The 23,540-nt window shown below is 63.6% G+C and carries 21 protein-coding genes and 2 tRNA genes; 15 read left to right on the top strand and 8 right to left on the bottom strand.

Translation table 11 applies throughout. From position 1 onward, the window contains the following. Positions 1–83: 83 nt before the first annotated feature. The 3 genes from T5B8_RS05250 to T5B8_RS05260 all read right to left on the bottom strand — a co-directional run bounded on the left by T5B8_RS05250 (position 84) and on the right by T5B8_RS05260 (position 2,126). A complete protein-coding gene (locus tag T5B8_RS05250; RefSeq protein ID WP_353176981.1) occupies positions 84–479 on the bottom strand; it encodes a M67 family metallopeptidase in 396 nt (131 codons plus the stop codon). 93 nt (positions 480–572) lie between these two features. After that, positions 573–1,556: a cation efflux transmembrane domain-containing protein gene (locus T5B8_RS05255; protein WP_353176866.1), complete on the bottom strand. Its 984-nt coding sequence runs from the start codon at positions 1,554–1,556 to the stop codon at positions 573–575. A 42-nt stretch (positions 1,557–1,598) separates the two neighbouring features. Then, positions 1,599–2,126 (bottom strand): L,D-transpeptidase family protein, encoded by a 528-nt coding sequence (locus T5B8_RS05260; protein ID WP_353176868.1) that lies wholly within the window; start codon positions 2,124–2,126, stop codon positions 1,599–1,601. A 230-nt stretch (positions 2,127–2,356) separates the two neighbouring features. On the opposite strand from T5B8_RS05260, the gene T5B8_RS05265 reads away from it, so the two are divergent. Next, the gene (locus tag T5B8_RS05265) at positions 2,357–3,370 is read left to right on the top strand and encodes an isocitrate dehydrogenase (protein WP_353176870.1); all 1,014 of its coding nucleotides are present in this window, start codon (positions 2,357–2,359) and stop codon (positions 3,368–3,370) included. A gap of 353 nt (positions 3,371–3,723) precedes the next feature. On the opposite strand, the gene T5B8_RS05270 is transcribed toward T5B8_RS05265, so the two are convergent. Then, a complete protein-coding gene (locus T5B8_RS05270; RefSeq protein WP_353176872.1) occupies positions 3,724–3,930 on the bottom strand; it encodes a hypothetical protein in 207 nt (68 codons plus the stop codon). Between the two features lie 71 nt (positions 3,931–4,001). Between T5B8_RS05270 and T5B8_RS05275 the strand changes: the two genes are divergently transcribed. Genes T5B8_RS05275 through T5B8_RS05285 form a run of 3 tightly spaced genes read left to right on the top strand, consistent with a single transcriptional unit; the run spans position 4,002 to position 8,124 of the window. Then, entirely contained in the window at positions 4,002–6,074 is a 2,073-nt protein-coding gene (locus tag T5B8_RS05275; RefSeq protein WP_353176874.1) for a putative bifunctional diguanylate cyclase/phosphodiesterase, read from the top strand. Between the two features lie 5 nt (positions 6,075–6,079). Next, positions 6,080–7,801, top strand: coding sequence for a circadian clock protein KaiC (kaiC, locus tag T5B8_RS05280; RefSeq protein ID WP_353176875.1), 1,722 nt, complete (start codon positions 6,080–6,082; stop codon positions 7,799–7,801). Then, complete coding sequence (locus T5B8_RS05285; RefSeq protein WP_353176876.1) at positions 7,798–8,124, top strand: circadian clock KaiB family protein; 327 nt, start codon at positions 7,798–7,800, stop codon at positions 8,122–8,124. Before kaiC ends, T5B8_RS05285 begins: the two co-directional genes overlap by 4 nt. A 36-nt stretch (positions 8,125–8,160) precedes the next feature. Here T5B8_RS05285 and prmC read toward each other — a convergent pair whose 3' ends face one another. Genes prmC through hemA form a run of 3 tightly spaced genes read right to left on the bottom strand, consistent with a single transcriptional unit; the run spans position 8,161 to position 11,394 of the window. After that, positions 8,161–8,991 carry a peptide chain release factor N(5)-glutamine methyltransferase gene (gene prmC, locus T5B8_RS05290; protein WP_353176878.1) on the bottom strand — a complete coding sequence of 277 codons (831 nt, stop codon included), beginning with the start codon at positions 8,989–8,991 and terminating at the stop codon, positions 8,161–8,163. Between the two features lie 7 nt (positions 8,992–8,998). Then, positions 8,999–10,084, bottom strand: a complete 1,086-nt coding sequence (prfA, locus tag T5B8_RS05295; protein WP_353176880.1) for a peptide chain release factor 1 — start codon at positions 10,082–10,084, stop codon at positions 8,999–9,001. Further along, positions 10,081–11,394, bottom strand: a complete 1,314-nt coding sequence (gene hemA / locus T5B8_RS05300; protein ID WP_353176882.1) for a glutamyl-tRNA reductase — start codon at positions 11,392–11,394, stop codon at positions 10,081–10,083. Before hemA ends, prfA begins: the two co-directional genes overlap by 4 nt. Before the next feature lie 257 nt (positions 11,395–11,651). On the opposite strand from hemA, the gene T5B8_RS05305 reads away from it, so the two are divergent. From T5B8_RS05305 to T5B8_RS05355, 11 genes are all read left to right on the top strand, one after another. Beyond that, a complete protein-coding gene (locus T5B8_RS05305; RefSeq protein ID WP_353176884.1) occupies positions 11,652–13,292 on the top strand; it encodes a tetratricopeptide repeat protein in 1,641 nt (546 codons plus the stop codon). Next, positions 13,289–13,915: a lipoprotein insertase outer membrane protein LolB gene (lolB, locus tag T5B8_RS05310; protein WP_353176885.1), complete on the top strand. Its 627-nt coding sequence runs from the start codon at positions 13,289–13,291 to the stop codon at positions 13,913–13,915. Before T5B8_RS05305 ends, lolB begins: the two co-directional genes overlap by 4 nt. 342 nt (positions 13,916–14,257) lie before the next feature. Next, a tRNA-Gln gene (locus T5B8_RS05315) sits at positions 14,258–14,332 on the top strand. Between the two features lie 219 nt (positions 14,333–14,551). Then, positions 14,552–15,505, top strand: a complete 954-nt coding sequence (locus T5B8_RS05320; protein ID WP_353176886.1) for a ribose-phosphate diphosphokinase — start codon at positions 14,552–14,554, stop codon at positions 15,503–15,505. A 169-nt stretch (positions 15,506–15,674) separates the two neighbouring features. Further along, positions 15,675–16,403 carry a 50S ribosomal protein L25/general stress protein Ctc gene (locus T5B8_RS05325; protein WP_502950777.1) on the top strand — a complete coding sequence of 243 codons (729 nt, stop codon included), beginning with the start codon at positions 15,675–15,677 and terminating at the stop codon, positions 16,401–16,403. Between the two features lie 48 nt (positions 16,404–16,451). Then, positions 16,452–17,042 (top strand): aminoacyl-tRNA hydrolase, encoded by a 591-nt coding sequence (pth, locus tag T5B8_RS05330; protein WP_353176888.1) that lies wholly within the window; start codon positions 16,452–16,454, stop codon positions 17,040–17,042. Between the two features lie 51 nt (positions 17,043–17,093). Continuing rightward, the gene (gene ychF / locus T5B8_RS05335; protein ID WP_353176889.1) at positions 17,094–18,185 is read left to right on the top strand and encodes a redox-regulated ATPase YchF; all 1,092 of its coding nucleotides are present in this window, start codon (positions 17,094–17,096) and stop codon (positions 18,183–18,185) included. 84 nt (positions 18,186–18,269) lie between these two features. Beyond that, a tRNA-Met gene (locus tag T5B8_RS05340) sits at positions 18,270–18,345 on the top strand. A 184-nt stretch (positions 18,346–18,529) separates the two neighbouring features. Next, positions 18,530–19,933, top strand: coding sequence for an ABC1 kinase family protein (locus tag T5B8_RS05345; protein WP_353176890.1), 1,404 nt, complete (start codon positions 18,530–18,532; stop codon positions 19,931–19,933). Between the two features lie 44 nt (positions 19,934–19,977). Further along, positions 19,978–20,478, top strand: a complete 501-nt coding sequence (locus T5B8_RS05350; protein WP_353176891.1) for a DUF2505 domain-containing protein — start codon at positions 19,978–19,980, stop codon at positions 20,476–20,478. A 3-nt stretch (positions 20,479–20,481) separates the two neighbouring features. Further along, positions 20,482–20,718, top strand: coding sequence for a DUF2970 domain-containing protein (locus T5B8_RS05355; RefSeq protein WP_353176893.1), 237 nt, complete (start codon positions 20,482–20,484; stop codon positions 20,716–20,718). Between the two features lie 26 nt (positions 20,719–20,744). On the opposite strand, the gene mutS is transcribed toward T5B8_RS05355, so the two are convergent. Beyond that, a complete protein-coding gene (mutS, locus tag T5B8_RS05360) occupies positions 20,745–23,375 on the bottom strand; it encodes a DNA mismatch repair protein MutS (protein WP_353176894.1) in 2,631 nt (876 codons plus the stop codon). Positions 23,376–23,540: the final 165 nt, after the last annotated feature.

The following is a 23,540-nucleotide window of genomic DNA, read 5'->3' on the forward strand; positions in this document are numbered from 1 at the left end:
GTTGGGTCGATGAGCGAATCAGCCCGCGATTCTACAAAAAAGCAGGGCGCGCCGCGCAAAGCGCCAGGCGCGCGCGGGGCGGGTCAATCCAGAATCGTGAGCACGCGTTCGCGCATGGCGGCGTCTTCGCGCTGCCAGGCGCGCATTTCCAGTACGCCCTTGATGTTGAGCGAAATGATCAGATACAGCGCATCCGGATAGCCCAGGCCTTCCAGATCGTGGACCGAGGGCTCGGGCGGTGCGCTCGGGTGCGAGTGATAGATCGCGAGCATGCGTTCGCCGCGCTCGCGCATGGTCTTGAGCGCGTCGATCTGACCGGCCGGGTCCATTTCGAAACGACAGGCGGGCTGTGCGGCCACATTGGCGACCGGATAGATCTCATGCGGCATGCCGGCGCGCTCGCTGACAAAACCGCAGACTTCGGCGTCCGGCTGTTTCTGGGCTTCGAACAGCAGCCGGGTGGCCAGCATCCGGCTCATCTTCACGGGTTTCACGCCTGGATCCTTTATCTGCAAAAGACGCGCATCATAGCGCCCGATACCAATTCAAACGAGCGCGGCACGCGCACAGGGCTAGTGCGCGGTACGAATCGCGTTCGCGCAACGCTCGGCGCTGACCGGGACCAGTTCGAAATCCAGCAGGCGCCAATCCAGTGACTCGATATCGCGGCGTGCGCGTTCGAAGCGCTCAAGCACGTCGTGCGTTTGCGGGTGTGGGCAGACAAAGGCAATACCGGTCAGGCGCCGGCCTTCCTCGCGCAGGCGTACCCGGGCTTCGGCGACCCAGTCCAGCGCTTCGAGATGATCGCGCAGTTGCTGGCTCAAGGGATCGACTTCGCTGGTGCCGAGCTTGCGCGGCACCTCGTCGATGAGATCGCACACGGCGGTATGCAGATGGCGCAGGCCGTGACGCAGGATATCGGCGCCGATGATCAGCGTGGCCACGAAATCCGCCCACCACAGCCCCAGGCCGATACCGAGCACGCCCACAATGGCCGCGCCGCCAGCCAGCCAGCTCGCCCGGCCCATGGTCGCATCCGCATACAGGCCCTTGTCGTGCAAATCGATCGCCAGACGCTGGCGCGAGCGCCCGGCAATCACCGGTACGAGCATGCTGTAGGCCAGCGCGGCGAGCACCGGCCAGCCGCCCCAGTGCCAGATCGGTGTTTGCCACCAGCTCTGAAGGGCCGGATGCTTGAGCTCGATCAGGCCGCGCAAGCCGACATACAGCAGAAACAGGCCCATGGCCGATAGCGCCAGCGCGCCGCTGAGAAAGGCGATGGTGCCGGCACGATAAAACCCGTAGGGAAAACGCGGCCGGGGCGGCAGGCGCTCGACCCGACAGGCCACCAGAAACGCCACGGGCGGCAACAACGCCCACAGGCTTTTCAACCAGATGGCGGTGAGTGACTGGGTCGTGCCCAGCGCGAGATACAGCGCGCCCACCGCCGTGATACGCAATACCAGAGTCAGCCATTCGACACGCCGTGCCCGCGCGAGCGCGCGTTGTTTGGCCGCGGGCAGGCGGTTCGGGTCGCGCGGTGCGTGTTCGGTCATGACCGGGCCGCAACGCCGCCCGATGCCGGGTACGCGTTGCGATCAGGGATAAATATGAATCCGCGTACCATCGCTCACGCGCTCCCAGATCGTATCGATCGCTTCGTTGGAAACCGCGATACAGCCGTTGGTCCAGTCGCCCTCGCGCTCGCGATCGTCGTAGTCCGGCTGGCCGTGGATCATGATCAGATCGCCCGGATCGGTGCCGCGGGCGGCGGCATCGCGACGGTCGCGCTCGTTCGGATACGAAATATGGATCGAGCGGTGGAAGATGCTGTCCGGATTGCGCCAGTCCAACCGGTAAAAGCCTTCAGGCGTGCGGTTGTCACCGCGCTGACGCTTTGTGCCGACAGGATTCTTGCCGAGCGCGATCGGAAACTGATCGACCAGTTCGCCGTCGGCATACAGATACAGCACGCGATTGGCCTTCATCACCACCACCAGGTCCACCGGTGGTCGGTTGCCATCGTCGGCATAGTCCTGGGCGGGCGCGGCCGTGGCCAGCATCAGCCCCAGTGTTGCCAGCGCAAAGAGCAGCAAACGGATCGTAGGGGTTGCTTTAAAGCGCATGGCGAGCTCGGTTGAAAACGAAACAACGCGCAGGGTGCGCGCGGCAGACGGCAATTCTGCCGCGCAGTGCGCGCTTGCGCCAACCGTAACAATGCGCAGGGTTCAGGCGCCGCGCTCGCATGAAACCGCGACACGCCCTAGGATGAGCTCAGCAGCATACGTCTCCCGAAGGCGCGCCGCCGGGTGGCGGTGCGTCGCGCCAGCCTATTTAGCAATCTAGAGGAATCGACATGAGCAAGACGCCGGTCACAGTCATCAAGGGCGACGGCATCGGCCCGGACATCGTCAACGCGGCACTGCGCGTGCTCGACCGTCTGGATACCGGTTTCGACTACGAAGAGGTCATCGTCGGCCAGGCCGCGCTCGACGCGGGCGAGGTCGACGTCATGCCGGAGTCTGCACTCAAGTCCATCGAGCGTACGGGGCTGGTACTCAAGGGCCCGGTCACCACGCCATCCGGCAAGGGGTATCGCTCGGTCAATGTGGCCATGCGCAAGCATTTCGATCTCTATGCCAATGTCCGGCCGACGCTGTCGATGCCCGGCACGCAGTCGCGCTACAACAATCTCGACATCATCACCGTGCGCGAAAACACCGGTGGCATGTATTCCGGCCAGGGCCAGAAGGTCTCCGAGGATGGCAACCGTGCCGAGGCGCTGTCGGTGATCACCCGCTCCGAATGCGAGCGCATCATCCGTTTCGCCTTCGATATGGCGCGTGCGCGCGGTCGGCGCAAGGTCACGCTGGCGCATAAGGCCAACATCATGAAATCTACCTCCGGTTTGTTTCTGGAGGTCGGGCGCCAGATCTCGGAAGAGTACGACGATATCGAGCACGACGAGGTGATCGTCGACGCCTGCGCGATGAAGCTGGTCATGCATCCCGAGCGCTTCGACGTCATCGTTACCACCAATCTGTTCGGCGATATTCTCTCGGATCTGTGTGCCGGGCTGATCGGCGGCCTGGGCCTGGCGCCCGGCGCGAATATCGGCGAAAGCTGTGCCATGTTCGAAGCCGTGCACGGCAGCGCGCCGGATATCGCTGGCAAGGGCATCGCCAACCCCACGTCGGTGATTCTGGCCGCGGCGCTCATGCTCGAGCATGTCGACCAGGCCGAAAACGCCAATCGCCTGCGTCGCGCGGTGCGGTCGGTGGTCGCCGAGCATGATCGGGTGACCCCGGATCTGGGTGGCAACGCCACCACCGAGCGCTTCACCGACGCAGTCATCGAACGGCTAGGCTAGCGCCCGGGCAGGGGCGGCGTTCTACCCGGCGCCGCCCCCTGCGCCATGACCGCCAGGCGCGGATACGCCTGTTCTTAATCGATTCGACACCAAAACAGCTGACTTGGACCGCTGTTTTCAACGCCATTGGAAAACGAACGACCGCACCTGGCCGGTTGTTCGTTGTTCAGTGGCTTCGCGGTCTTCGGCCGCGCCGCGCAAGCGCTCGCATGTGCGCATCCAACTCGAAAATCTTCTGTGTTTATGCCGGGTTAACAAGGCCGTAGAGCCGTCATGGGCCAGGGTGCGCATGGCATGGCTGATTGGCCACGCTCGATGCCTGGCGCGAATGCCCCATGTTCGTCGGCGCGATGCTAGGCGTTGTTGCATTGTTGCTGGCGTATGCCGGCAATATCGCGCAATGTCGGTATGGGTAATAATGAGTACAGGCGCGCATCGCGATTGCGGCCCACTGCCAACGCCGACGGGGAGATGAAGATTACCGTGGCAAGCACGCGCAACATCTGTAACGTGCGCAGAAAGTAACCGGGTCGGCAGGGCGTTGGCACGGTTTCGTGCATTAACTTCTATCGAACGTGCTGCAAGCGTTCGGATTTCAATACGACGTCGGCTGCGGGGAATCGGCTAGCGCATGAACGATTACCATTATCTGGCCGAGCACAGCCCGGCAGCGCTTTTACTGGTGCAGGCCACGGGCACGATCATCGCAGCCAATCCGGCGGCCTGTCGGATGCTCGGCCGGCAACGCGAACAGTTGCAAGCGCTGGCGGTCGATGACTGGTTGCAGCACGCCAGCCAGGTTCTCTCCGTGATCGCCGCCGCGCCCAACAAGGCCGTTGCCGTGACGCTGTATACAGGCGATGGCGCGCAATTGGCAGCACAACTGCATGTGCGCTGGTCCGAGCATGCCGATCACGGGCGTGTGGCCAGTCTCGCCTTGAGCCGGATCGCCACCCAGGCGCGGCGGACCGACGATCGTGCGCGTGCTGCTCGCACCGCGATCGAGCATATGGACGAGGCCGCGGTACTGCTCGATGCCGAGGCGCGTATTCGCGCGCTGAATCCGGCTTATACGCGTATCACCGGTTATACCGAAGCCGAAGCCCTCGGCCAGCCATTGCAGTTGCGCGATTCGCATCACGAGGAGAGCTTTCTGCTTGATCTGCTTGCCGGACTGGAAGCCGGTCAGGGGTGGGCGGGAGAGATGAATAGCCGCCGCCGCGCCGGCGAGTATTACCCGGCCTACGTCAAGATCACCGCGCTCGATCGTGCCGATAAGGATGGCGATCGGCTGTTCGTGGCCGTGTTTCGGGATCTGAGCGCCGACAAGGCGTATGAAGCACGCATCGAGTATCTCGCCCATTACGATACGCTCACCGGTCTGGCCAATCGCACGCTGATCGAAAAACGTGCCGAACTCGCGCGTATCGCGGTGGCCCGCGATGGCCGGCACCTGGCCCTGTTGTTTCTCGATCTGGACGGTTTCAAGGCGGTCAACGATTCGCTTGGCCATGCGTTGGGCGACGAGCTGCTCTGCCATGTCGCCGACCGCTTGCGCAATGCCGTCAGCAAGACCGATATCGTCGCGCGTCAGGGCGGCGATGAATTCGTGATTCTGCTCGACTCGATTTCCAAGCCGGAAGATGCCGCCTATGTGGCCACCCGCATCCAGGAAAAGCTGCGGGTGCCGTTGACGCTGGGCGACCAGACGGTGTTCACGACCGCCAGTATCGGCATCAGCTGTTACCCCGACGACAGTCAGGACCTGACCACGTTGCTGCGTAATGCTGACATGGCGATGTATCGCGCCAAGCGTCAGGGGCACGGCCGCTATGTGTTCTATCGGCCCGAGATGGATGCCAACGCGCACTGGATGCTGCAGCTGCGCAACAACCTGCATCGCGCGCTCGAACGCGACGAGCTACATGTGTATTACCAGCCGTTCGTGGATGTCACCAGCGGGCGGGTCACCGGCATCGAGGCACTGCTGCGCTGGCAAAGCGACGAGCTGGGCATGGTATCGCCGAGCGATTTCGTGCCGATCGCCGAGGAAACCGGGCTGATTCTGGAAGTCGGTGAATGGGTATTACGCCAGGCCTGCCAGCAGCTTCAGCGTCTGCACGCCCAGGGCTACGACCATTTGCGCGTGGCGGTGAATCTGTCCGCGCGCCAGTTCCGCCAGACCGATCTTGTCGCCCAGATCGCGGCCGTGCTCGAACAAACCGGCCTGGACGGACGTCATCTGGAACTCGAGATCACCGAAACGGTGCTCATGGAACAGGCCGGCGCGACCCTGGATACGCTGCATGCCCTGCAGGCGCTGGGTGTTGCGGTCGCGCTCGACGATTTCGGTACCGGCTATTCGTCGTTGAGCTATCTGCGCCGGTTCCCGATCACCTATCTCAAGGTCGACAAATCCTTCGTCGACGGCATCCCTGGCGAAAAGGGCGATCTCACCATCACCCGCACGATCGTGGCCATGGCTCGCAGCCTGGGCATCCGCGTAACCGCCGAAGGCGTGGAAACCCTCGAACAGCGAAAATGGCTGCGCCATTGGCATTGCGAAGAGGCCCAGGGTTATCTCTACAGCCTGCCGCTGGCCGCAGACGATCTGGAATGGCTGCTGAGCAATCACGAGGTGTTGCCGCTGGGCAACGAAACCGGCACGCTGGCGAGTGAACCAACTCAACTGAGCAAGGAATAGACGTAGTGGCGAAGCGAGAACTCGTAGCCACGCCGCGCCTGGCGACCGGTGTCGAAGGCCTGGACGCCTTGCTCGGCGGTGGCTTGCCCGATCGACGCCTGACCCTGTTGTACGGCGGTACCGGCGTGGGCAAGACCGTGCTCGCGCTGGAAATACTGGTCAACAGCGCGCGCGAGGGGCTGCCCGGCGTGGCTGTGGGTTTCGAAGAAGGCCCGGACGAACTGGTCGAAAACCATGTCTCGTTCGACTGGGGCCTGGCCGAGACCGTGGACGACAAGATCCATCTGATGGCTGCCCGTGTCGAGGACGAGTTCTATAATGCCGGCGCTTTCGATATTTCCGGTCTGCTGGCCGCTATCGAAGCCAAGGTCAAACAGACCGGCGCGCGCTGGGTACTCATCGATGGCCTCGATGCGCTGCTGGGTACGCTCGGCGACCGCGTGGCGGCGATGCGCGAACTGTTCCGGCTCAAGCACTGGCTCACGGGCTGTGGCGTGGCGGTGATCATGACCGCCAAGCTCGATCACCCCGATACCACCGGCGGTACGCATTTTCGCGATATGCCTTATGTCGCCGATTGCGTGATCGAACTCAGCAACGTCGCCCACAAGCGCACGTTTGCGCGCACGCTGCGGGTGGTCAAGCTGCGCGGCGGCCAGAGCAGCAGCGCGGAAATGCCGTTCGTGATTCGCAGCAGCGGCGTGCTCGTTGCCGAACGAGAAAACTACCCATTGACCGCCAAGGTGTTCGACGAGCGTCTGGGCACCGGCCTCGATCGGCTGGATACCATGCTTCGTGGCGGGTTGATCCGTGGCAACAGTGTGCTCGTGTCCGGGCCGCCGGGCGCAGCCAAGACCAGTCTTGCCGCCTGTTTCGCGCGCGAGATGGCCGAGCGCGGCGAGCGTGTGCTCTATGTGAGTTTCGACGAGGCAGGCGATCAGATCGTCGAGGATTTGCTGTCGGTGGGTATCGACCTGCGTCCCTATGTGGACAGCGGCTTGTTGCAGATCCACGGCATCCTCGCGGGCGCGACGAGTGCCGAAGCGCACTATATCGATATCCATCACGCGATTCGCGAGTTCGCGCCGGCGCATATCGTGGTCGACCCGATCTCGGCGCTGGTCAAGGCTGGCGGCCTGGAGATGGCGGTCGATGTCAGTGATCGGCTGCTCGATCTCGCCAAGGCCAGCGGTACTACGTTTTATGTCACCGCGCTGTCGTCGTCGCGGACGCCGAGCTCGGATATGGAAAGCCATCTCGCCAATATCGTCGATGTATGGATCGGCGTGAGTTATCGCGTCGATGAGGGCGAGCGCAATCGCGCGTTGTCGGTAATCAAGGCGCGGGGTATCAACCATTCCAATCAGATACGCGAACTCACGCTCGACGACAGCGGGCCGAGTCTGGCCGATGTGTATATCGCCAGCGGCGAGATGCTGATGGGCTCGGCGCGCCTGCGCGAAGAACAGGACGCCGCCGCGCGCCGGCGCAGTGAACAGCATCGCTACGAACGCGATCGTCAGCGCGTGGAAAACGAGATCGCCGATACCAGCGAGCAGATCGCCACCCTCACGCGCAAGCTCGATCAGCAGCGCGTCGATCTCGAACAGCTCGAGCGCCACGCCCAGGACCATCTCGAGCAGCGCGTACAGGATCGGGGACGCCTGCTGCGCAGCCGCGGCGCGGATGCCAACGATCGCCGGTTTTCCGATGAGTGGCCGTCATGAGCGAAGTGCAGCCGGTTAACTGTGACGTCGAGCCGACGCAGACCCATCCTCGGGTACGGTTGTTTGTCGCCGGCGATTCGCCCAGCTCGCGGCGGGCGCGGCGTGCGGTCGAGGCAGCGCTGGGTGCGCAGGCACAGTCATCCGGCCTGCGTTTCGAGGTGGTCGATGTATTACGCGAACCCGAACGCGCGCTCGAATCCAAATTGCTGGCCACGCCGACGTTGATTATCGAGCATGGCGGTACCGTCAGCCGCTATGTCGGCGACCTGTACCAACGCGAAGACGTCGCTTACGAACTGGCTCAGGCAGTCGAACAGGACTGAATAGGCGCGCCAGCCGTCGGCTGTGCTCTGCCGAGCTCATAACCGGGCACAGGTGACCCGCTCGTTACCGCCCAGGTCGCGGATCGTTCTAACGTTTGCCCAGCCGGCGAGCAGGGCACGTACGGCCGCGCCCTGATCGGCGCCGTGTTCGAGATACAGCGCGCCCCCGGTATGCAGATGATCGCGCGCGCCGGCGACGATCTCGGCCAGATCGGCCAGGCCGTGGTCGGCTGCGACCAGCGCGGCCTCGGGTTCGTGGCCGAGCTCGGGCGCGGCCAGATGTCGGTCGCCGGGCGCGACATAAGGTGGGTTGGCTACGATGATATCGAAACGCTGATCGCCGACGGCGCCATACCAGGGCCCGTGGGCGAAAACGACCGTTTCGATGCCCAGCCGTGTCGCGTTGGCCTCGGCACAGGCGAGCGCCGCGGCGCTGGCATCGGTGGCCACCAGCCGCCAGTCGCTGCGTTCGCTGGCCAGCGCCAGGGCGATGGCGCCGCTGCCCGTACCCAGATCCAGCACATCACGACGCTGCGCATCATGGTGCTCGAGTACCGCTTCCACCAGCGTTTCCGTATCCGGGCGCGGAATGAGCACCGCCGGCGTGACCGCGAGGTCGAGTGTCCAGAAGCCGATATGGCCGGTGATATAGGCCAGCGGCTCGCCGGCGGCGCGGCGCGCGAGCAGGGTATCGAAGCGCGCGCGCACGGCATCGTCAACGCGCTCATGCGCATGAATCAGCAGCCAGCTGTGGCCCACGCCCAGGGCGTGTTCGAGCAATCGGATGGCATCCAGATCGGGGCTGTCGCTGTGTCCGCGCAGGCGTGTACCTGCGGCGCGGCGCAGCGTCTCGATGGTCGCGTGCACGCGGTGCTTAGGCTGCGCCCATTTCGGCGAGCAGGTCGGCCTGGTGTTCGCTGGTCAGGGCATCGACGATCTCCTCGAGATTGCCGGCCATGACGTCGTCGAGCTTGTAGAGGGTGAGGTTGATACGGTGATCGGTGACGCGGCCCTGCGGAAAGTTGTAGGTACGGATACGCTCGGAGCGATCGCCGCTACCCACCAGTTTCTTGCGCGTAGCAGCCTGTTCGCTGGCCTGTTTGTCCTGTTCGGCGGTCAGCAGCTTGGTCTGCAGCAGGCTCATCGCGCGTGCCCGGTTTTTATGCTGGGAGCGTTCCTGCTGGCACTCGACCACCACGCCGGTGGGGATATGGGTGATACGAATCGCCGAGTCGGTCTTGTTGACGTGCTGGCCGCCCGCGCCGGCGGCGCGGAAGGTATCCACGCGCAGATCGTTGGGGTCGATCTTGATCGCTTCGATTTCGTCGGCCTCCGGCAACACCGCTACGGTGCACGCGGAGGTATGAATCCGGCCCTGGGATTCGGTGGCCGGCACGCGCTGAACGCGGTGCGCGCCGGATTCGAACTTCAACCGCGAAAAGGCGCCGCTGCCGATCAGGCGCGAAATGACTTCCTTGTAACCGCCATGTTCACCCTCGCTGGCCGACAGTATCTCGACCTGCCAGCCCTGTTTTTCGGCATAGCTGGAATACATGCGCAATAGATCGCCGGCGAACAGGGCGGCTTCGTCGCCGCCGGTGCCGGCTCGGATTTCCAGATACAGATTGGCATTGTCGTTCGGGTCGCGCGGGATCAGGTGCTTGCGCAGTGCGGCTTCCAGGCCGGTCAGGCGTTCGCGGGCATCGTCGAGTTCCACCTCGGCCATTTCCCGCAACTCGGCCTCGTCGGATTGTTCCATTTCCTCGAGATCGGCGATTTCATCGACCAGGGCGCGCCAGGCGCGATAGTCCGCCGCCAGCGACTCGAGCTGGGCGTATTCCTGGGACATGCGCCGGAACTTGTCCTGATCGCCGATGACCTCGGGGTCGGCCAGCGAATGCGCGAGGTCCTCGTGGCGTTCGACCAGTTCCTCGAGTTTTGCGCGCAGGGAATCTTTCATTCGTTGTCTTCTATATTCGTCTTGGAAAACAGGTCGCGCGCGCTGTAGGGCGGCGTTTCGCGATCGAGCTGGAACAGCTGCCGGGCGCTGGTCAGCAGTTCCTGCTGGTGCGCGCCGCGGGCCTTGCGCAATGTGGCGCTCGGCTCGTGCATGAGCTTGTTGGTCAATGTGTGGGCCAGGTAGGCGAGCACGTCGTCGGCGTCTTCGCCCCGGGCCAAACGCCGTCTTGCCTTGGCGAGCACGTCGTCGCGATCGGCATAGGCCTGATGGCGCAGATCGCGAATGGTATCGATCGCCTGGCGCGAGTCCAGCCAGTCGATATATTCCTCGATACGGACATCGAGCATGCCGTCGGCCAGCGTGGCCGCCTTTTCGCGCGAGCGGCGATTATCGTCGATCACGCTTTGCAGGTCATCCACCGAATACAGGTAGATATCCTCGAGCTTGCCGGCGGCCGGGTCGATATCGCGCGGCACGGCCAGATCGAGCGCGAACATGGGCTTGCGTCGGCGTTGTTTGACTGCGCTGCGTAGCTCGTCGAAGCGCACCAGATAGCCGGGCGCGGCGGTCGAGGAAATCAGCATGTCGGCTTCGGTCAGATGGGTGGCGACATCCTCGAGTGCGATCGCATAGCCGTGATAGCGCGTGGCCAGGGCCTGGGCGCGCTCGATGCTGCGGTTGGCGAAGATCATGCGTTGCACGCCGGCCTCGGCCAGGTAACGCGCGGCCAGATCGACGGTTTCGCCGGCGCCGATGAACATGGCCGTGGTTTCGGTCAGGTCGGCAAAGATCTGGCGGGCGAGGCTGACCCCGGCATAGGCGACCGATACCGGATTGGCGCCGATATCGGTCTGGGTGCGAATCTGCTTGGCGACGGCAAAGCTGTGCTCGAACAACCGGGTGAGCAGTGGCCCGGCGCCGCGCGCGGCACGGGCGCTGCGGTAGGCGTTTTTCATCTGTCCGAGAATCTGCGGCTCGCCCAGAATCATCGAGTCCAGGCCGGCGGCTACGCGCAGGCTGTGGCGCACGGTTTCCCGGTCGCGATGAATATAGAAATAGGGCGCCATATCGTCGTCGTTTAGGCCGCGCTGTTCGCACAGCCAGTGCCGCAGGCAACCGTCACCGGGGGCGTCGGTTACCGCATAGAGTTCGGTGCGGTTGCAGGTCGACAGGATCGCGCCCTCGTGCACATGCGGCAGGCGCAGAAAATCGTCGAGCGCGGCATCGAATTGCTCGGGGGGGAATGCCGCGGTCTCACGTACCGAGAGCGGGGCAGTGATATGGTTCAGGCCGACGGTCAGCAGCGTCATTGCACTATTCTACCGCTACAGTCACTTACGACGCGCGCTTTGCATAGCCGCTGGCTGGATCGTCGCGCTATCATTGATTCATGCATATTATTAATCCGGCACCAAAACGGCTGACGGTGTCAGCTGTTTTCAACGCCATAGGAAAAAGAACATCGGCGCCTGTTCGTCGTTCTTTTCCCATGGCTTCGCGGCGGCTCCCCGCGGCGTCGCTCGTCCTGGCTGTGTTGCTGGCCAGTGGCTGCGCGAACACGTCGGCCATGCGCGCCGATACCGATGTACGTATCGACGCCAACGCCGTGCCTGCGAGTCCGGTAAGCCGCCGCGAGGCCTACGAATATCACGTGCTCGCCGGCGAAATGGCGATCCAGCGCGATAACCGCGTCCTGGCTGCGCGCGAATATGTGGCCGCGCTCGATTATTCCAACGACCCGGCGCTGGCACGACGCGCCACGCGAATTGCGCTGTTCGCCGAGCAGCCCGCGCTGGCGTATCGCGCGGCCGGCACCTGGGCGCGCACCGCGCCGGATTCGCTCGACGCGCAGCGTACCGCTGCACGCATGGCGGTGGCCAACGAAGATGCCGAAGGCCTGGCGATCTATGCGCCGGCGCTGGTCGCGGCCGCAGCTTCGCCGGATATCGGTTATCGCCTGCTTGCCGACGTGGTCAGTGGCGCGCCGAATGCCACCGACATGGTGCTCGATACGCTCACCGACATGGCCCGCGCCGATCGTGACAGTGCGCCCGCGCAGTACGCGCTGGGCGTGGTCGCCCTACGCTACGGTCGAAGCGAAATCGCCGCGCGTGCCGCCGAGCGCGCGCTCGCGCTCGATCCGAACTGGAACGATGCGGTGCTGCTACAGGCCGGGGTCTGGATTCGTGCCGGCGAAACCGAAAAGGCTCGGCAGCTGGTCGACCGGCTGCCCGGTAATGCCGCCAGCCGTGCCCAGTACCATCTGGCGCTGGCGCGGCTGCTCATCGAAGCCGATCAGGAAGATGCTGCGCTGGGGGAATTCGAACAGGCAATCGAGCTGCAACCCGACAATACCGACGCCCGCTATGGTCTGGCGATTCTGTCGTTGAGCCTGGGCCAGCTCGCACGCGCCGAAACTGCGTTCGAGCGGCTCTACAAAAACGGTGAGCGTGCCGACGACGCGGCCTTCTATCTGGGTACGATCGCCGAACAGCGCGAAGATTACGGTCAGGCCCAGCGCTGGTATCAGCGGGCCGAAAACGGCGGGCATGCCTTCGAAGCCCAGGTGCGCGCCGCACGCATGATCTTCATGCAAGACGATCTGCCGGGTGCACAGCGACGGCTCGCCGAGTTGCGCACCACCTATCCCGATCTGGTCGAACAGCTCTATGCGGCCGAAGGCCAGCTGCTCTACGAGGCCGATGAGCCGCGCGCGGCGCTGGATATCTACAATCACGGCCTCGAAGAAGTGCCCGATAGCAGCGAGCTGCGCTATGGGCGCTCCATGGCCTACGAACGCCTCGGCGATATCGAAGCGGCCAAGGCGGATTTGCAGGCCGTGCTCGATGCCGAGCCGGACGATGCCCGCGCGCTCAATGCCCTGGGTTATCTGATTGCCAATCACGGCACCGATTACCAACGCGCCGCAGACTATATCCAGCGCGCGCTCGAAGCCGAACCCGACAATCCCGCGATTCTCGATAGCATGGGTTGGGTGGCGTATCGTCTGGGTGATCTGGACGCGGCCCGGCATTATCTGGAGCGTGCCTATCGCGAATTTCCGGATGCCGAGGTGGCTGCGCATCTGGGCGAGGTGCTCTGGCAGCAGGGCCAGTACGAGGCCGCGCGGCGCATCTGGCAAAAGGCCATGACCGACAATGCCGAGCACCCGGTGCTCACTGAAACCATCAAGCGTCTCGACCCATGAAGAAACTGTTTATCGTGCTGCTCGCCGCGGCCGTGCTGTCCGGCTGCGCGATCATCCGCAAGCCGCCGGAAACCGAAGCCGGTGTCGTCAATGCTGCGGCCTGGGCCGCGCACAAGAAGGAATTGGCCGATTTTCGTATCTGGTCGCTGCAGGGGCGCGTGGCCACGGGCCAGTTGCTGGGCTGGACCGGCAATCTGAGCTGGCGCCAGCAGGGCGACGCGTTCGATGTGCGCCTGTCCGGGCCGCTGGGCGCCGGCGGGTTTCGTGCCAAGGGCTCGCTGGACGACGTGGTCGTTATTCAGACCAAGGATGAACGCTTTGTCACCACCGAGCCGGATGTGCTGGTCGAGCGCACGCTGGGTTGGACGTTTCCGCTCGAGCCGCTGCGCTTCTGGGCGCGTGGGCTACCCGCGCCCGGCGGCTACGATCGCATCAGCGTGAATGCGCAGGGGCGCATGATCTCGCTCGAACAGCAGGGCTGGGCGCTGTCGTTTCCAGACTATGTCGAACCTGAAAACACCCCGGCCGTGCCGCGCCGCATCGTGCTCGACAACGGCGAAACGCGTATTCGGCTGGTGGTCGATCGCTGGTTCGATATCGATGCTGTATCGCGCGCGAATTGACACCGGCCGGAGCAGTCAAGAAAATACGCGGCCTTCGAGCCGGATGACGATTGGTTTTCAGCCGGCTTGAACCAAAGCAACGACCGATGGATGGTCGTAGCCAGGCGGTAAGGCATCGGGTTTTGATTCCCCTGCGCCGCAGGCACGATAATCCCGCAGGTTCGGGTTCTTCCGCGCAGCGGCAGGATTCGAACGAACGAAGACGATGAAGTTAGATGGGGTGGTGCAAGCGGTAAGGCATCGGGTTTTGATCCCCCTGCGCCGCAGGCACGATAATCCCGCAGGTTCGATTCCTTGCGCGCAGCGGCAGGATTCGAACGAACGAAGACGACGAAAGTTAGATGGGGCGTAGCCAAGCGGTAAGGCATCGGGTTTTGATCCCGTGTACCGCAGGTTCGAATCCTGCCGCCCCAGCCATACAAGCGTTCGCGTGAGCGGACACGAGAGACAGCCGGGGCGGCTGAATGAGGACCTGCAAGGTTCGACGCAGCGCGCGAAGCGAACAGCATCGCCACGCGCAGCGCGACGACATGACAGGGCTCAGGCGATAACGCCGCGCCGCCCGCGCTTGACGCAGATTAATCGTCCGCAACGCGGATCGCTCATTTTCAATTGACAGCACGGCAGCACGAACGCATGGCGGATTCCAGGTTGATGGTCTTTACCGGCAACGCCAATCCGGCGTTGGCCAAGGATGTGGCCGGTTACCTCAAGCTGCCGGTGGGCAAGGCGAGTGTCGGCAAGTTCTCCGACGGCGAGATCGCGGTCGAGATCGAGGAAAACGTGCGCGGGCGCGACGTGTTCGTGGTGCAGTCCACCTGCCGGCCCACTAACGACAACGTCATGGAACTGCTGATGCTCATCGATGCGCTGCATCGGGCATCGGCAGGCCGTATTACCGCGGTGGTTCCATATTTCGGCTATGCCCGCCAGGATCGACGCCCGCGCAGCGCGCGCGTGCCGATTTCGGCCAAGGTCGTCGCCAGCATGCTGGGCGCGGTGGGCACCGATCGCGTACTCACGGTCGATCTGCATGCCGATCAGATCCAGGGCTTTTTCGACATGCCCGTGGATAACGTCTATGCCTCGCCGGTGCTGCTCGGCGATATCTGGCGTCAGAAGGACGAAAAGCTGATTGTCGTCTCGCCCGACGTGGGCGGCGTGGTGCGCGCCCGGGCGCTGGCCAAGCGTCTGGACGATGCCGATCTGGCGATCATCGACAAGCGTCGTCCCAAGGCCAACGAGGCCAAGGTGATGAACATCATCGGCGATGTCAGCGGCAAGACCTGCATCATGGTCGACGACCTGGTGGATACCGCCGGCACGCTCTGCCAGGCGGCCGATGCGCTCAAGAATCAGGGCGCGACCAAGGTCAAGGCCTATGTCACGCATCCGGTGCTTTCGGGCAAGGCCATCGAAAACATCAGCAATTCGCGCCTGGACGAGTTGGTAGTCACGGACACCATTCCGCTGTCGCCCGATGCGGCGGCCTGCGGCAAGATTCGCCAGCTGCATATCGCCGCACTTCTGGCCGAAACCATCCGCCGGGTGAGCAACGAGGAGTCCGTGTCCACGCTGTACGTGGACTAGACGCGTAACCGGCGCCTGCCCGGTCGCGCTGCGGGTCGTGCATTTGCCGTTCAAGCGCGTATACTACGCGGTCTTTTGAGGCCGGTGGGCGGCGGCCCGCCATAAAACACAACGATCGAGCGGTCGACGGAGCGTCCGGCGGCCGTCCTTATTATTGGAGCGAATCGATATGGAAGCTTTCGAGCTGAATGCGGAAAAACGTACCGCGAAGGGCCGCGCCGAGAACCGTCGCCTGCGTCGTGAAGGCCGCGTGCCGGCCATCATCTATGGCGGCAACGGCGAGCCGGTGATGCTCACGCTGGAGCATAACGACCTCGACCATCATCTGGATAACGAGGCGTTCTTCTCGCACATCATCAAGATCAAGATCGACGGCGGTGCCACCGAAGAGGTTGTGCTGCGTGATCTGCAGCGTCACCCGGCCAAGCCGTTCATCGAGCACGCCGACTTCCTGCGCATCGTCGCCGGCGAAGCGCTGCGCATGAGCGTGCCGCTGCACTTCGTGGGCGAAGAAGAGTGCCCGGGCGTGGCCGACGAAGACGGCGTGGTCCAGCACAACATGAACGACATCGAAATCGAATGTCTGCCGCGCGATCTGCCGGAGTACATCGAAGTCGATTGCTCCAAGCTGCATCTGCATGACTCCGTGCATCTGAGCGAGCTGGTGCTGCCGGAAGGCGTCCAGATCGTCGAACTCATGGGCGACGAGGAAGACCAGACCGATCGCACCGTCGTGTCGGTTCAGGTGCCGCGTGCGGCGATCGAACTCGAAGCCGAGGAAGAAGCCGAAGCCGAGGCCGAAGCGGCCGCCGCGGAAGGCGAAGAAGGCGAGGCCGAAGACGGCGAATCCGAGGGCGAAGACGCGGGCGACGCCGCCGACGAAGACGAAGACAAGTAGTCTTCGTCTCGCTCGGGCGAACGTGCGCGCAGGCACCGCGGTGATGGCGTGAGCGAGTCGATTCGCGCGGTCGTGGCGCTGGGTAATCCCGGCGCCGATCATGCCAGCGACCGACACAATGTCGGTTTCTGGCTCGCCGATCGGCTGGCAGAGCGCTGGCGCGTTGCGTTTTCTTCCGAGCGCAAGTTCAAGGGCGATCTGGCACGCCACGGCATGGGCGATGCCAGCGTCTGGCTGCTCAAGCCGACGACGTTCATGAACCGCAGCGGCGATGCGGTGCAGCCGTTATGCGCCTTTCACAAGATCGCGCCGGAAAGCGTGCTGGTCGTGCACGACGATCTCGATCTGCCGGCTGGCACCGCCCGCTTCAAGCAGTCGGGCGGTCACGGCGGGCATAACGGCCTGCGCGATATCACCCGCGTGATCGGCACCCAGTACAAGCGCCTGCGCATCGGTATCGGCCATCCGGGTGATCGCGCTCAGGTGTTGTCCTACGTGCTGGGCACGCCGTCTCCGGATGATCGCATCGCAATCGACACCGCCATCGATGCCGGTATCGAGGCGCTCGAACTGGCCCTCGACAAGAGCTGGGATCACGGCGCGCAGAAGCTCAATTCCCGCAAGGCGGCGTCCGATTGACGCGCGCTTGGTAGCGCGGCCCGCGTTACACGCCATCAAAAGGTAGATCAAATGGCTCTTCAGGTCGGTATCGTCGGTTTGCCCAATGTGGGCAAGTCCACTCTTTTCAACGCGCTTACCGCGGCCGAAATCCCGGCCGAGAACTACCCGTTCTGTACGATCGACCCGAACGTGGGCGTGGTGAGCGTGCCCGATCCGCGCCTGGCCGCGCTGGCCGGTATCGCCAGCCCGGAGAAGACGATCCCCACCGCGATCGAGTTCGTGGATATCGCGGGCCTGGTCGCGGGTGCCTCCACCGGCGAGGGGCTCGGCAACCAGTTCCTGGCCAATATCCGCGAAACGGACACAATTCTGCATGTCGTGCGGTGTTTCGAAGACGACGATGTCATGCATGTGTCCGGCCGGGTCGACCCGATCGCCGATATCGAAACCATCGATACCGAACTGGCGCTGGCCGATCTGACCACCGTCACCCGCGCGGTGGATCGCACGGCCAAGGCTGCCAAATCCGGCGACAAGACCGCCAAGCGCAATTTCGAGCTGTTCGAGCGCGTGCGCGATCATCTGGACAGCGGCGCGCCGGTTCGGGCGATGGATTTGAGCGATGACGACCGCCTGGCGCTGCGTGAGCTGCACCTGATCACCGCCAAGCCGGCCTTGTTCGTCGCCAATGTTGACGAGAACGGCTTCGAGAACAATCCCTTGCTCGATCGCGTGGCCGAACATGCAGCGGCCCAGAATGCGCCGGTCGTGTCGGTATGCGCGTCTTTGGAAGGCGAGCTTGCGCAACTCGATGGCGACGACAAGAACGAATTCCTGGCGGATCTCGGCCTGGAAGAGCCCGGCCTGGATCGCGTCATTCGCGCTGCCTACGAACTGCTCGGCCTACAGACCTTTTTCACCGTCGGGCCCAAGGAAGTGCGCGCATGGACCGTACGTCGCGGCGCGACCGCGCCGCAGGCGGCGGGCGTGATCCATACCGATTTCGAACGCGGCTTCATTCGCGCGGAAGTCATCGGCTACGACGACTATGTCACCCTCAAGGGCGAGAAAGGGTCCAAGGAAGCCGGCCGTCAGCGTCTCGAGGGCAAGGAATACATCATGGTCGAGGGCGATGTGGTGCACTTTCGTTTCAACGTCTGAAAACAGCCCGTTGGGCGCAGCGTTGTCGCCTGTCACGAAAGGGTTGACACAACGGCCCTCGGCGAAGAAACTACGCGGCTTTCCGGCTATGTAGCTCAGGGGTTAGAGCATCGCATTCATAATGCGAGAGTCGGTGGTTCAAATCCACCCATAGCCACCAGGCGACGTGCCCCTTCGATCATCTCGAAGGGTAAAAAGGGATCCGGCGGGCGCCGGATCCCTTTTTTTTATGCCCGCCCGCGTGGGCAGTTACGATACGCCGCGCGTATGGGTATCGATCCTGATCCGGCAAGCGGCGGCGACCTGATAGACTGCCAACTTTATCCGGCGTTCCGAAAGCCCGTATGCCCAGCAAGTCCGACCGTAACCGGAAGCCGCTCAAGCTCAAGACCGGCTCCTTCGACCGTAATGCCGCCATGGCCCGTATGGGCGTCATGGCCGGTGCTTCGTTTGCTGGTCATACGCTGGGCAACATGTTCCGCAGCAAGGAAGGCCGCGAGCGCCGCAACCGCGAGTTCTACGTCAAGCAGGCACAGTTTCTTGCCGATGAACTGGGCCAGCTCAAGGGCAGCGTGATGAAGGTCGGCCAGATGCTGTCGGTCTATGGGCAGTACTTCATGCCGCCGGAAGCCATCGAGGTATTGCGCAGCCTGCAGGACGACAGCCCGCCGGTGGCCTGGGAAGAGCTCGAGCCGGTGGTCGTCGAGCGCCTGGGCGAAAAACGTCTGGCCGAGCTGGAGATCGACCCCGAGCCCATGGCCGCGGCGTCGCTGGGACAGGTGCATCGGGCCACCCGCAAGTCGGATGGCATGGAGCTGTGCGTCAAAATCCAGTATCCGCGTCTGGCAGATGCCATCGACAGCGATATCCGCACGCTTACCCAGATCGTGCGTCTCGCGCGGCTCGTGCCCAAGGGCATGGAGCTCAACGCGATCATGGAAGAAGTGCGCGAGATGATCTACCGCGAGGTGGATTACGACCGCGAACTGCGCATGACCCGCGAGTTCGCCACGCGCCTGGAAGGCGACGACCGCTATGTGGTGCCGCAGGTGTTTCCGGAATACTCGACGGAAACGGTGCTGGTGACGTCCTATGAAAGCGCCCATCACGTGCAAAGCGAGACGGTGCAGGGCCTGGAACAGGCCCGAAAGAACGAGATCGGCCGGCATGCCCTGGATCTGTTCTTTCGGGAATTCTTCGTCTGGGGCATCGTTCAGACCGACCCGCATTTCGGCAATTACAAGATTCGCCTGCGCGACGACGGGCCGGATCAGATGGTACTACTGGATTTCGGCGCCACGCGCGAATTCGCCCCGCGTTTTCTCGGCTCCTACTACGATGTGGTTGCCGGCGCCTTCGAAAAGGATGCCAAGCGGTTGATCGACGGCGCGATCGGAATCAACCTGTTGCGCCGCGATTCGCCCCAGCATGTTTTCGATGCCTTCGCCAAGGTCGGCATGCTCATGATCGAGCCGTTCGCCGATGATGCGCCGGATGAGCTGACCACGTCGGACGGCGCCTATCGCTGGGGCGAATCCGACCTGCCGTTTCGCGTATCGCGCGCGGTATCGGATGCCGCGATTTCACGCTGGTTCCGGATTCCGCCCCGCGAGATCGTGTTTCTGCATCGACGCATGGGCGGCGTGTTCGTACTGCTGGCGGTGCTCGATGCCGAAATCGACGCACACGACATGCTCGCCAGCTATCTTTATCGCGAAACGGAAGTCGACCCCGAGCGCGCCGGCTGATACGAGCCGTTGCGCGCTGCGATTCATTCAAAGGAAAAGCATAAATGAAGTTTGAGGAAACCTTCGATTTCGATTATTCGCTCGAAACGGTGATGACCATGTTCACCGACGAGAACTACTTCATCGCCAAGTACGAGCGCATGGGCACGCACAAGCCGGAGCTCGTGAACTGCGAAAAGAAGGACGATCATTTCTCGATCACCGTACGCCACGCGCTCGATGCCAACCGGCTGTCGTTCCCGGAGATCATCCAGAAACGCATCGGCGATCGCGTAATGCTGCGCCAGACCGATGCCTGGGACATCCCGCGCCGTAGTGGCCGGATCGATATCGACATCGAAAAAACGCCGGTGAATATCGCCATCGATATGCGTCTGACCGACGATTCCGGTAAGGCGCGTCTGAAGCTGGCCTTCGATATCGACGCCCAGGTGCCGTTGCTCGGCTCCAAGATCGAAAAGGCGATCGCCGGCCCGATCACCGAACGCTTCAAGCGCGATATGCAGATATCGAACAAAATGGCGGCCGAGTACGCCAGCGCCTAGGTCATGAGCGAACACAAGCGCCCGCAAGAACAGGACTCTGAGACCCGGCGCCCGCCGACGCTCTGGCAGAGCTGGATGAGCGTGCTGGCCGCGTTTTTCGGCGTGCAATCGAGCGCCAACCGCGAGCGCGACTTTACTCGCGGCAAGGCCAGCCATTTTATCCTGCTGGGGGTGGTGGCGACCGTGTTGCTGATCGCCTTGCTGATCGGGCTGGTGAAGTTCGCGACGTCGATGGCCTGAGCGCGCCGAGCGCGGCCAATCGCGGCTTAGCCCGGCTCGCCGCTTTGCGAGGCCAGACGCTTGAAGCGGTAGAGCAACTCGAGCGCCTCGCGCGGGGTGAGTTCGTCGCAGTCGAGTTCGGCCAGTGCTTCGTGGATCGGGTCGGGCTCAGCCGGTTGTTTTTCGCTGGGCGCTGACTCGAACAGGCCCAGCTGTGGGCCGGATTGGGCACGCGACTGAGCTTCCAGCTCGGCCAGATGCTTTTCGGCCTGGCGAATCACGGTTCGCGGCACGCCCGCCAGCGAGGCCACCTGCAAACCGAAACTGCGCGAGGCAGGCCCGGGACGGATTGCATGCAGAAACACCAGTTTCTGCTCGCCGCCGCTGTTGTAGTCGGCGACTTCGAAATGGGCATTACGGCTGGCGGGCCAGTCCTCGGCGAGCTGGGTGAGCTCGAAATAATGGGTCGCGAACAGCGTGTAGGCCCGGTTGTGACGGGCCAGGCGCTCGGCCACCGCGCGCGCCAGGGCCAGGCCGTCGTAGGTCGAGGTGCCGCGCCCGATCTCGTCGAGCAACACCAGCGAGCGCTCGGTGGCGTGGTGCAGGATCTGCGCGGTTTCACTCATTTCCACCATGAAGGTGGACTGGCCGGCGGATAGATCGTCGCCCGCGCCGATGCGGGTGAAAATACGATCGAGCGGCCCGATTTCGGCAGCCTCGGCCGGCACGAAACTGCCGATATGGGTCAACAGCACGATCAGCGCGGTCTGGCGCATGTAGGTGGATTTGCCGCCCATGTTCGGGCCGGTGATCAGCAGCACACGGCAATCGTCGTCGAGCTGGGTGTCGTTGGCGACGAAGGGCGTATCCGAGAAATGCTCGACTACCGGGTGGCGTCCGCCGGTGATATGAATACCGGGTGTATCGGTGAGCGTGGGTGCGACCCAGTGATAATCGAGCGCACAGCGCGATAGCGCGCAGAGCACGTCGAGGCTGGCCAGCCCCGCGGCGATCGCCTGCAGTTTGGGCAGATGCGTGGCCAGGGTCTCGACGAGCTCGGCATACAGCGCCTTCTCACGTGCAAGCGCGCGCTCGCGGGCCGACAGCACCTGATCCTCGAACTGCTTGAGTTCGGGCGTGATATAGCGCTCGACCGCCTTGAGCGTCTGGCGGCGTTGGTAGTCGATGGGCGCCGCATCGGCATGTACGCGGCCCATTTCGATGTAATAGCCGTGTACGCGGTTGTAGCCCACCTTGAGCGTATCCACGCCGGTACGCTTGCGTTCACGCGTTTCCAGATCGGCGAGATAGCCGTCGGCGTTGGCCGACAGATCGCGCAGTTCGTCGAGTGTGTCGTCGTAGCCGCGCGCGATCACGCCGCCGTCGCGCACAACGACGGGCGGCTCGGCGACCACGGCGCGCTCGAGCAACGCGCGCACATCCTCGGCTGGGTCGATCTGTTCGTGCAGCGCGGCCAGCAAGGGCGCATCCAGGTCGGCGAGCGTCCGGCGAATGGCCGGCAGCGCGCCCAGCGCACGGCTCAGCCCGGATAGATCGCGCGGGCGTGCCGAGGCCAGGGCGATACGGGTGGCGATCCGCTCGACATCGGGAATTTCCTTGAGGCGTTCGGACAGCCCGGCATGGCTACCCGAGAGCAGCGTTTCGATCGCCAGATGCCGGTGGCGCAGGATATCGAAATTACGCAACGGCTCGGCCAGCCAGCGGCGCAGGGCTCGCGCGCCCATGGTCGTGGCACAGTGATCGAGCAAACCGACCAGGCTGTGCCGGCTATCGCCCGAGGCGCTGCGTTCGATTTCCAGATTGCGGCGCGTGGCCGCGTCCAGCACCAGCGTATCGGTGACCGCATAGGTGCGCAGACTCTTGATATGCGACAGCGCCGCCTGCTGTGTGGCCTCCACATAATCGATGAGCGCGCCGGCCGCGGCGATTGCCCGCGGCAGATCGGCACAACCGAAGGCATCCAGCTGGGCGACTTCGAAGAATCCTTCCAGGCGCCGGCGTGCGCTGATTGCATCGAATAGCCAGGCCGGGCGATGGGTGATGGCCACGCCGTCGCTGGGCAATGCCAGCGTGCTCTGCTCGCTGATCACGATCTCGGCCGGATCCAGGCGGGCCAGTTCCGCGGCCAGCGCGGTTTCATCGGCGACCTCGGTGACCGCGAAATCGCCCCGCGCGAGTTCCAGCACGGCGATACCGATCGCCCGTTTGGCCGGCGCAATGGCCACGATCAGATTGGCCCGACGTGCATCCAGCAGGGCATCGTCGGTGACCGTGCCAGGGGTGACCACGCGCACGACTTCGCGCTTGACCGGGCCCTTGCTCGCGCCCGGCGCTTCGAGTTGTTCGCAGATCGCCACCGACTCGCCGCGCGCGATCAGGCGTGCCAGGTACTGTTCGGCGGCGTGGTAGGGCACGCCGGCCATGGGAATCGAGCGCCCCGCCGATTCGCCACGCGCGGTAAGGGTGATATCGAGCAGTTCGGCGGCGCGATGGGCATCGTCGAAGAACAGCTCGTAGAAATCGCCCATGCGATAGAACAGCAGCATATGCGGATAATCCGCCTTGATGCCGAGATACTGGCGCATCATCGGCGTATGCGCGGCGTGCGCGCTCGCTTGGCTGTCCGTCGATGATTCGGTGCTGGGGCGTGCGCTCATGAAGCAGTCTGTATGGATAAACAAGCCAGGGCAGGCCCGGAACGGGCCGCAGCGCGCAATTGTAGACGCGTGCGCCCTTGCGCGCAGAATCCTGGCGGCCTGACAGGCGGGATCGAGCTTGAATTACGATTCATGCGATCGATTGCGCAACACCCACGGGGCCGA

Source organism: Salinisphaera sp. T5B8 (genome assembly GCF_040361255.1).
Taxonomy (GTDB): Bacteria; Pseudomonadota; Gammaproteobacteria; order Nevskiales; family Salinisphaeraceae; genus Salinisphaera.

Bases quoted from the DNA above. Each gene is read 5' to 3' on its own strand.
- T5B8_RS05285 (WP_353176876.1), top strand. From the start codon at position 7,798: ATGAGCGAAGTGCAGCCGGTTAACTGTGACGTCGAGCCGACGCAGACC.
- T5B8_RS05355 (WP_353176893.1), top strand. From the start codon at position 20,482: ATGAGCGAACACAAGCGCCCGCAAGAACAGGACTCTGAGACCCGGCGC.
- T5B8_RS05255 (WP_353176866.1), bottom strand. From the start codon at position 1,556: ATGACCGAACACGCACCGCGCGACCCGAACCGCCTGCCCGCGGCCAAA.
- mutS (WP_353176894.1), bottom strand. From the start codon at position 23,375: ATGAGCGCACGCCCCAGCACCGAATCATCGACGGACAGCCAAGCGAGC.
- T5B8_RS05345 (WP_353176890.1), top strand. From the start codon at position 18,530: ATGCCCAGCAAGTCCGACCGTAACCGGAAGCCGCTCAAGCTCAAGACC.
- T5B8_RS05350 (WP_353176891.1), top strand. From the start codon at position 19,978: ATGAAGTTTGAGGAAACCTTCGATTTCGATTATTCGCTCGAAACGGTG.
- lolB (WP_353176885.1), top strand. From the start codon at position 13,289: ATGAAGAAACTGTTTATCGTGCTGCTCGCCGCGGCCGTGCTGTCCGGC.
- ychF (WP_353176889.1), top strand. From the start codon at position 17,094: ATGGCTCTTCAGGTCGGTATCGTCGGTTTGCCCAATGTGGGCAAGTCC.
- T5B8_RS05265 (WP_353176870.1), top strand. From the start codon at position 2,357: ATGAGCAAGACGCCGGTCACAGTCATCAAGGGCGACGGCATCGGCCCG.
- T5B8_RS05260 (WP_353176868.1), bottom strand. From the start codon at position 2,126: ATGCGCTTTAAAGCAACCCCTACGATCCGTTTGCTGCTCTTTGCGCTG.
- T5B8_RS05305 (WP_353176884.1), top strand. From the start codon at position 11,652: ATGCGCGCCGATACCGATGTACGTATCGACGCCAACGCCGTGCCTGCG.
- T5B8_RS05325 (WP_502950777.1), top strand. From the start codon at position 15,675: ATGGAAGCTTTCGAGCTGAATGCGGAAAAACGTACCGCGAAGGGCCGC.
- hemA (WP_353176882.1), bottom strand. From the start codon at position 11,394: ATGACGCTGCTGACCGTCGGCCTGAACCATATCACTGCCCCGCTCTCG.
- T5B8_RS05250 (WP_353176981.1), bottom strand. From the start codon at position 479: ATGAGCCGGATGCTGGCCACCCGGCTGCTGTTCGAAGCCCAGAAACAG.
- prfA (WP_353176880.1), bottom strand. From the start codon at position 10,084: ATGAAAGATTCCCTGCGCGCAAAACTCGAGGAACTGGTCGAACGCCAC.
- T5B8_RS05275 (WP_353176874.1), top strand. From the start codon at position 4,002: ATGAACGATTACCATTATCTGGCCGAGCACAGCCCGGCAGCGCTTTTA.
- T5B8_RS05270 (WP_353176872.1), bottom strand. From the start codon at position 3,930: ATGCACGAAACCGTGCCAACGCCCTGCCGACCCGGTTACTTTCTGCGC.
- T5B8_RS05320 (WP_353176886.1), top strand. From the start codon at position 14,552: ATGGCGGATTCCAGGTTGATGGTCTTTACCGGCAACGCCAATCCGGCG.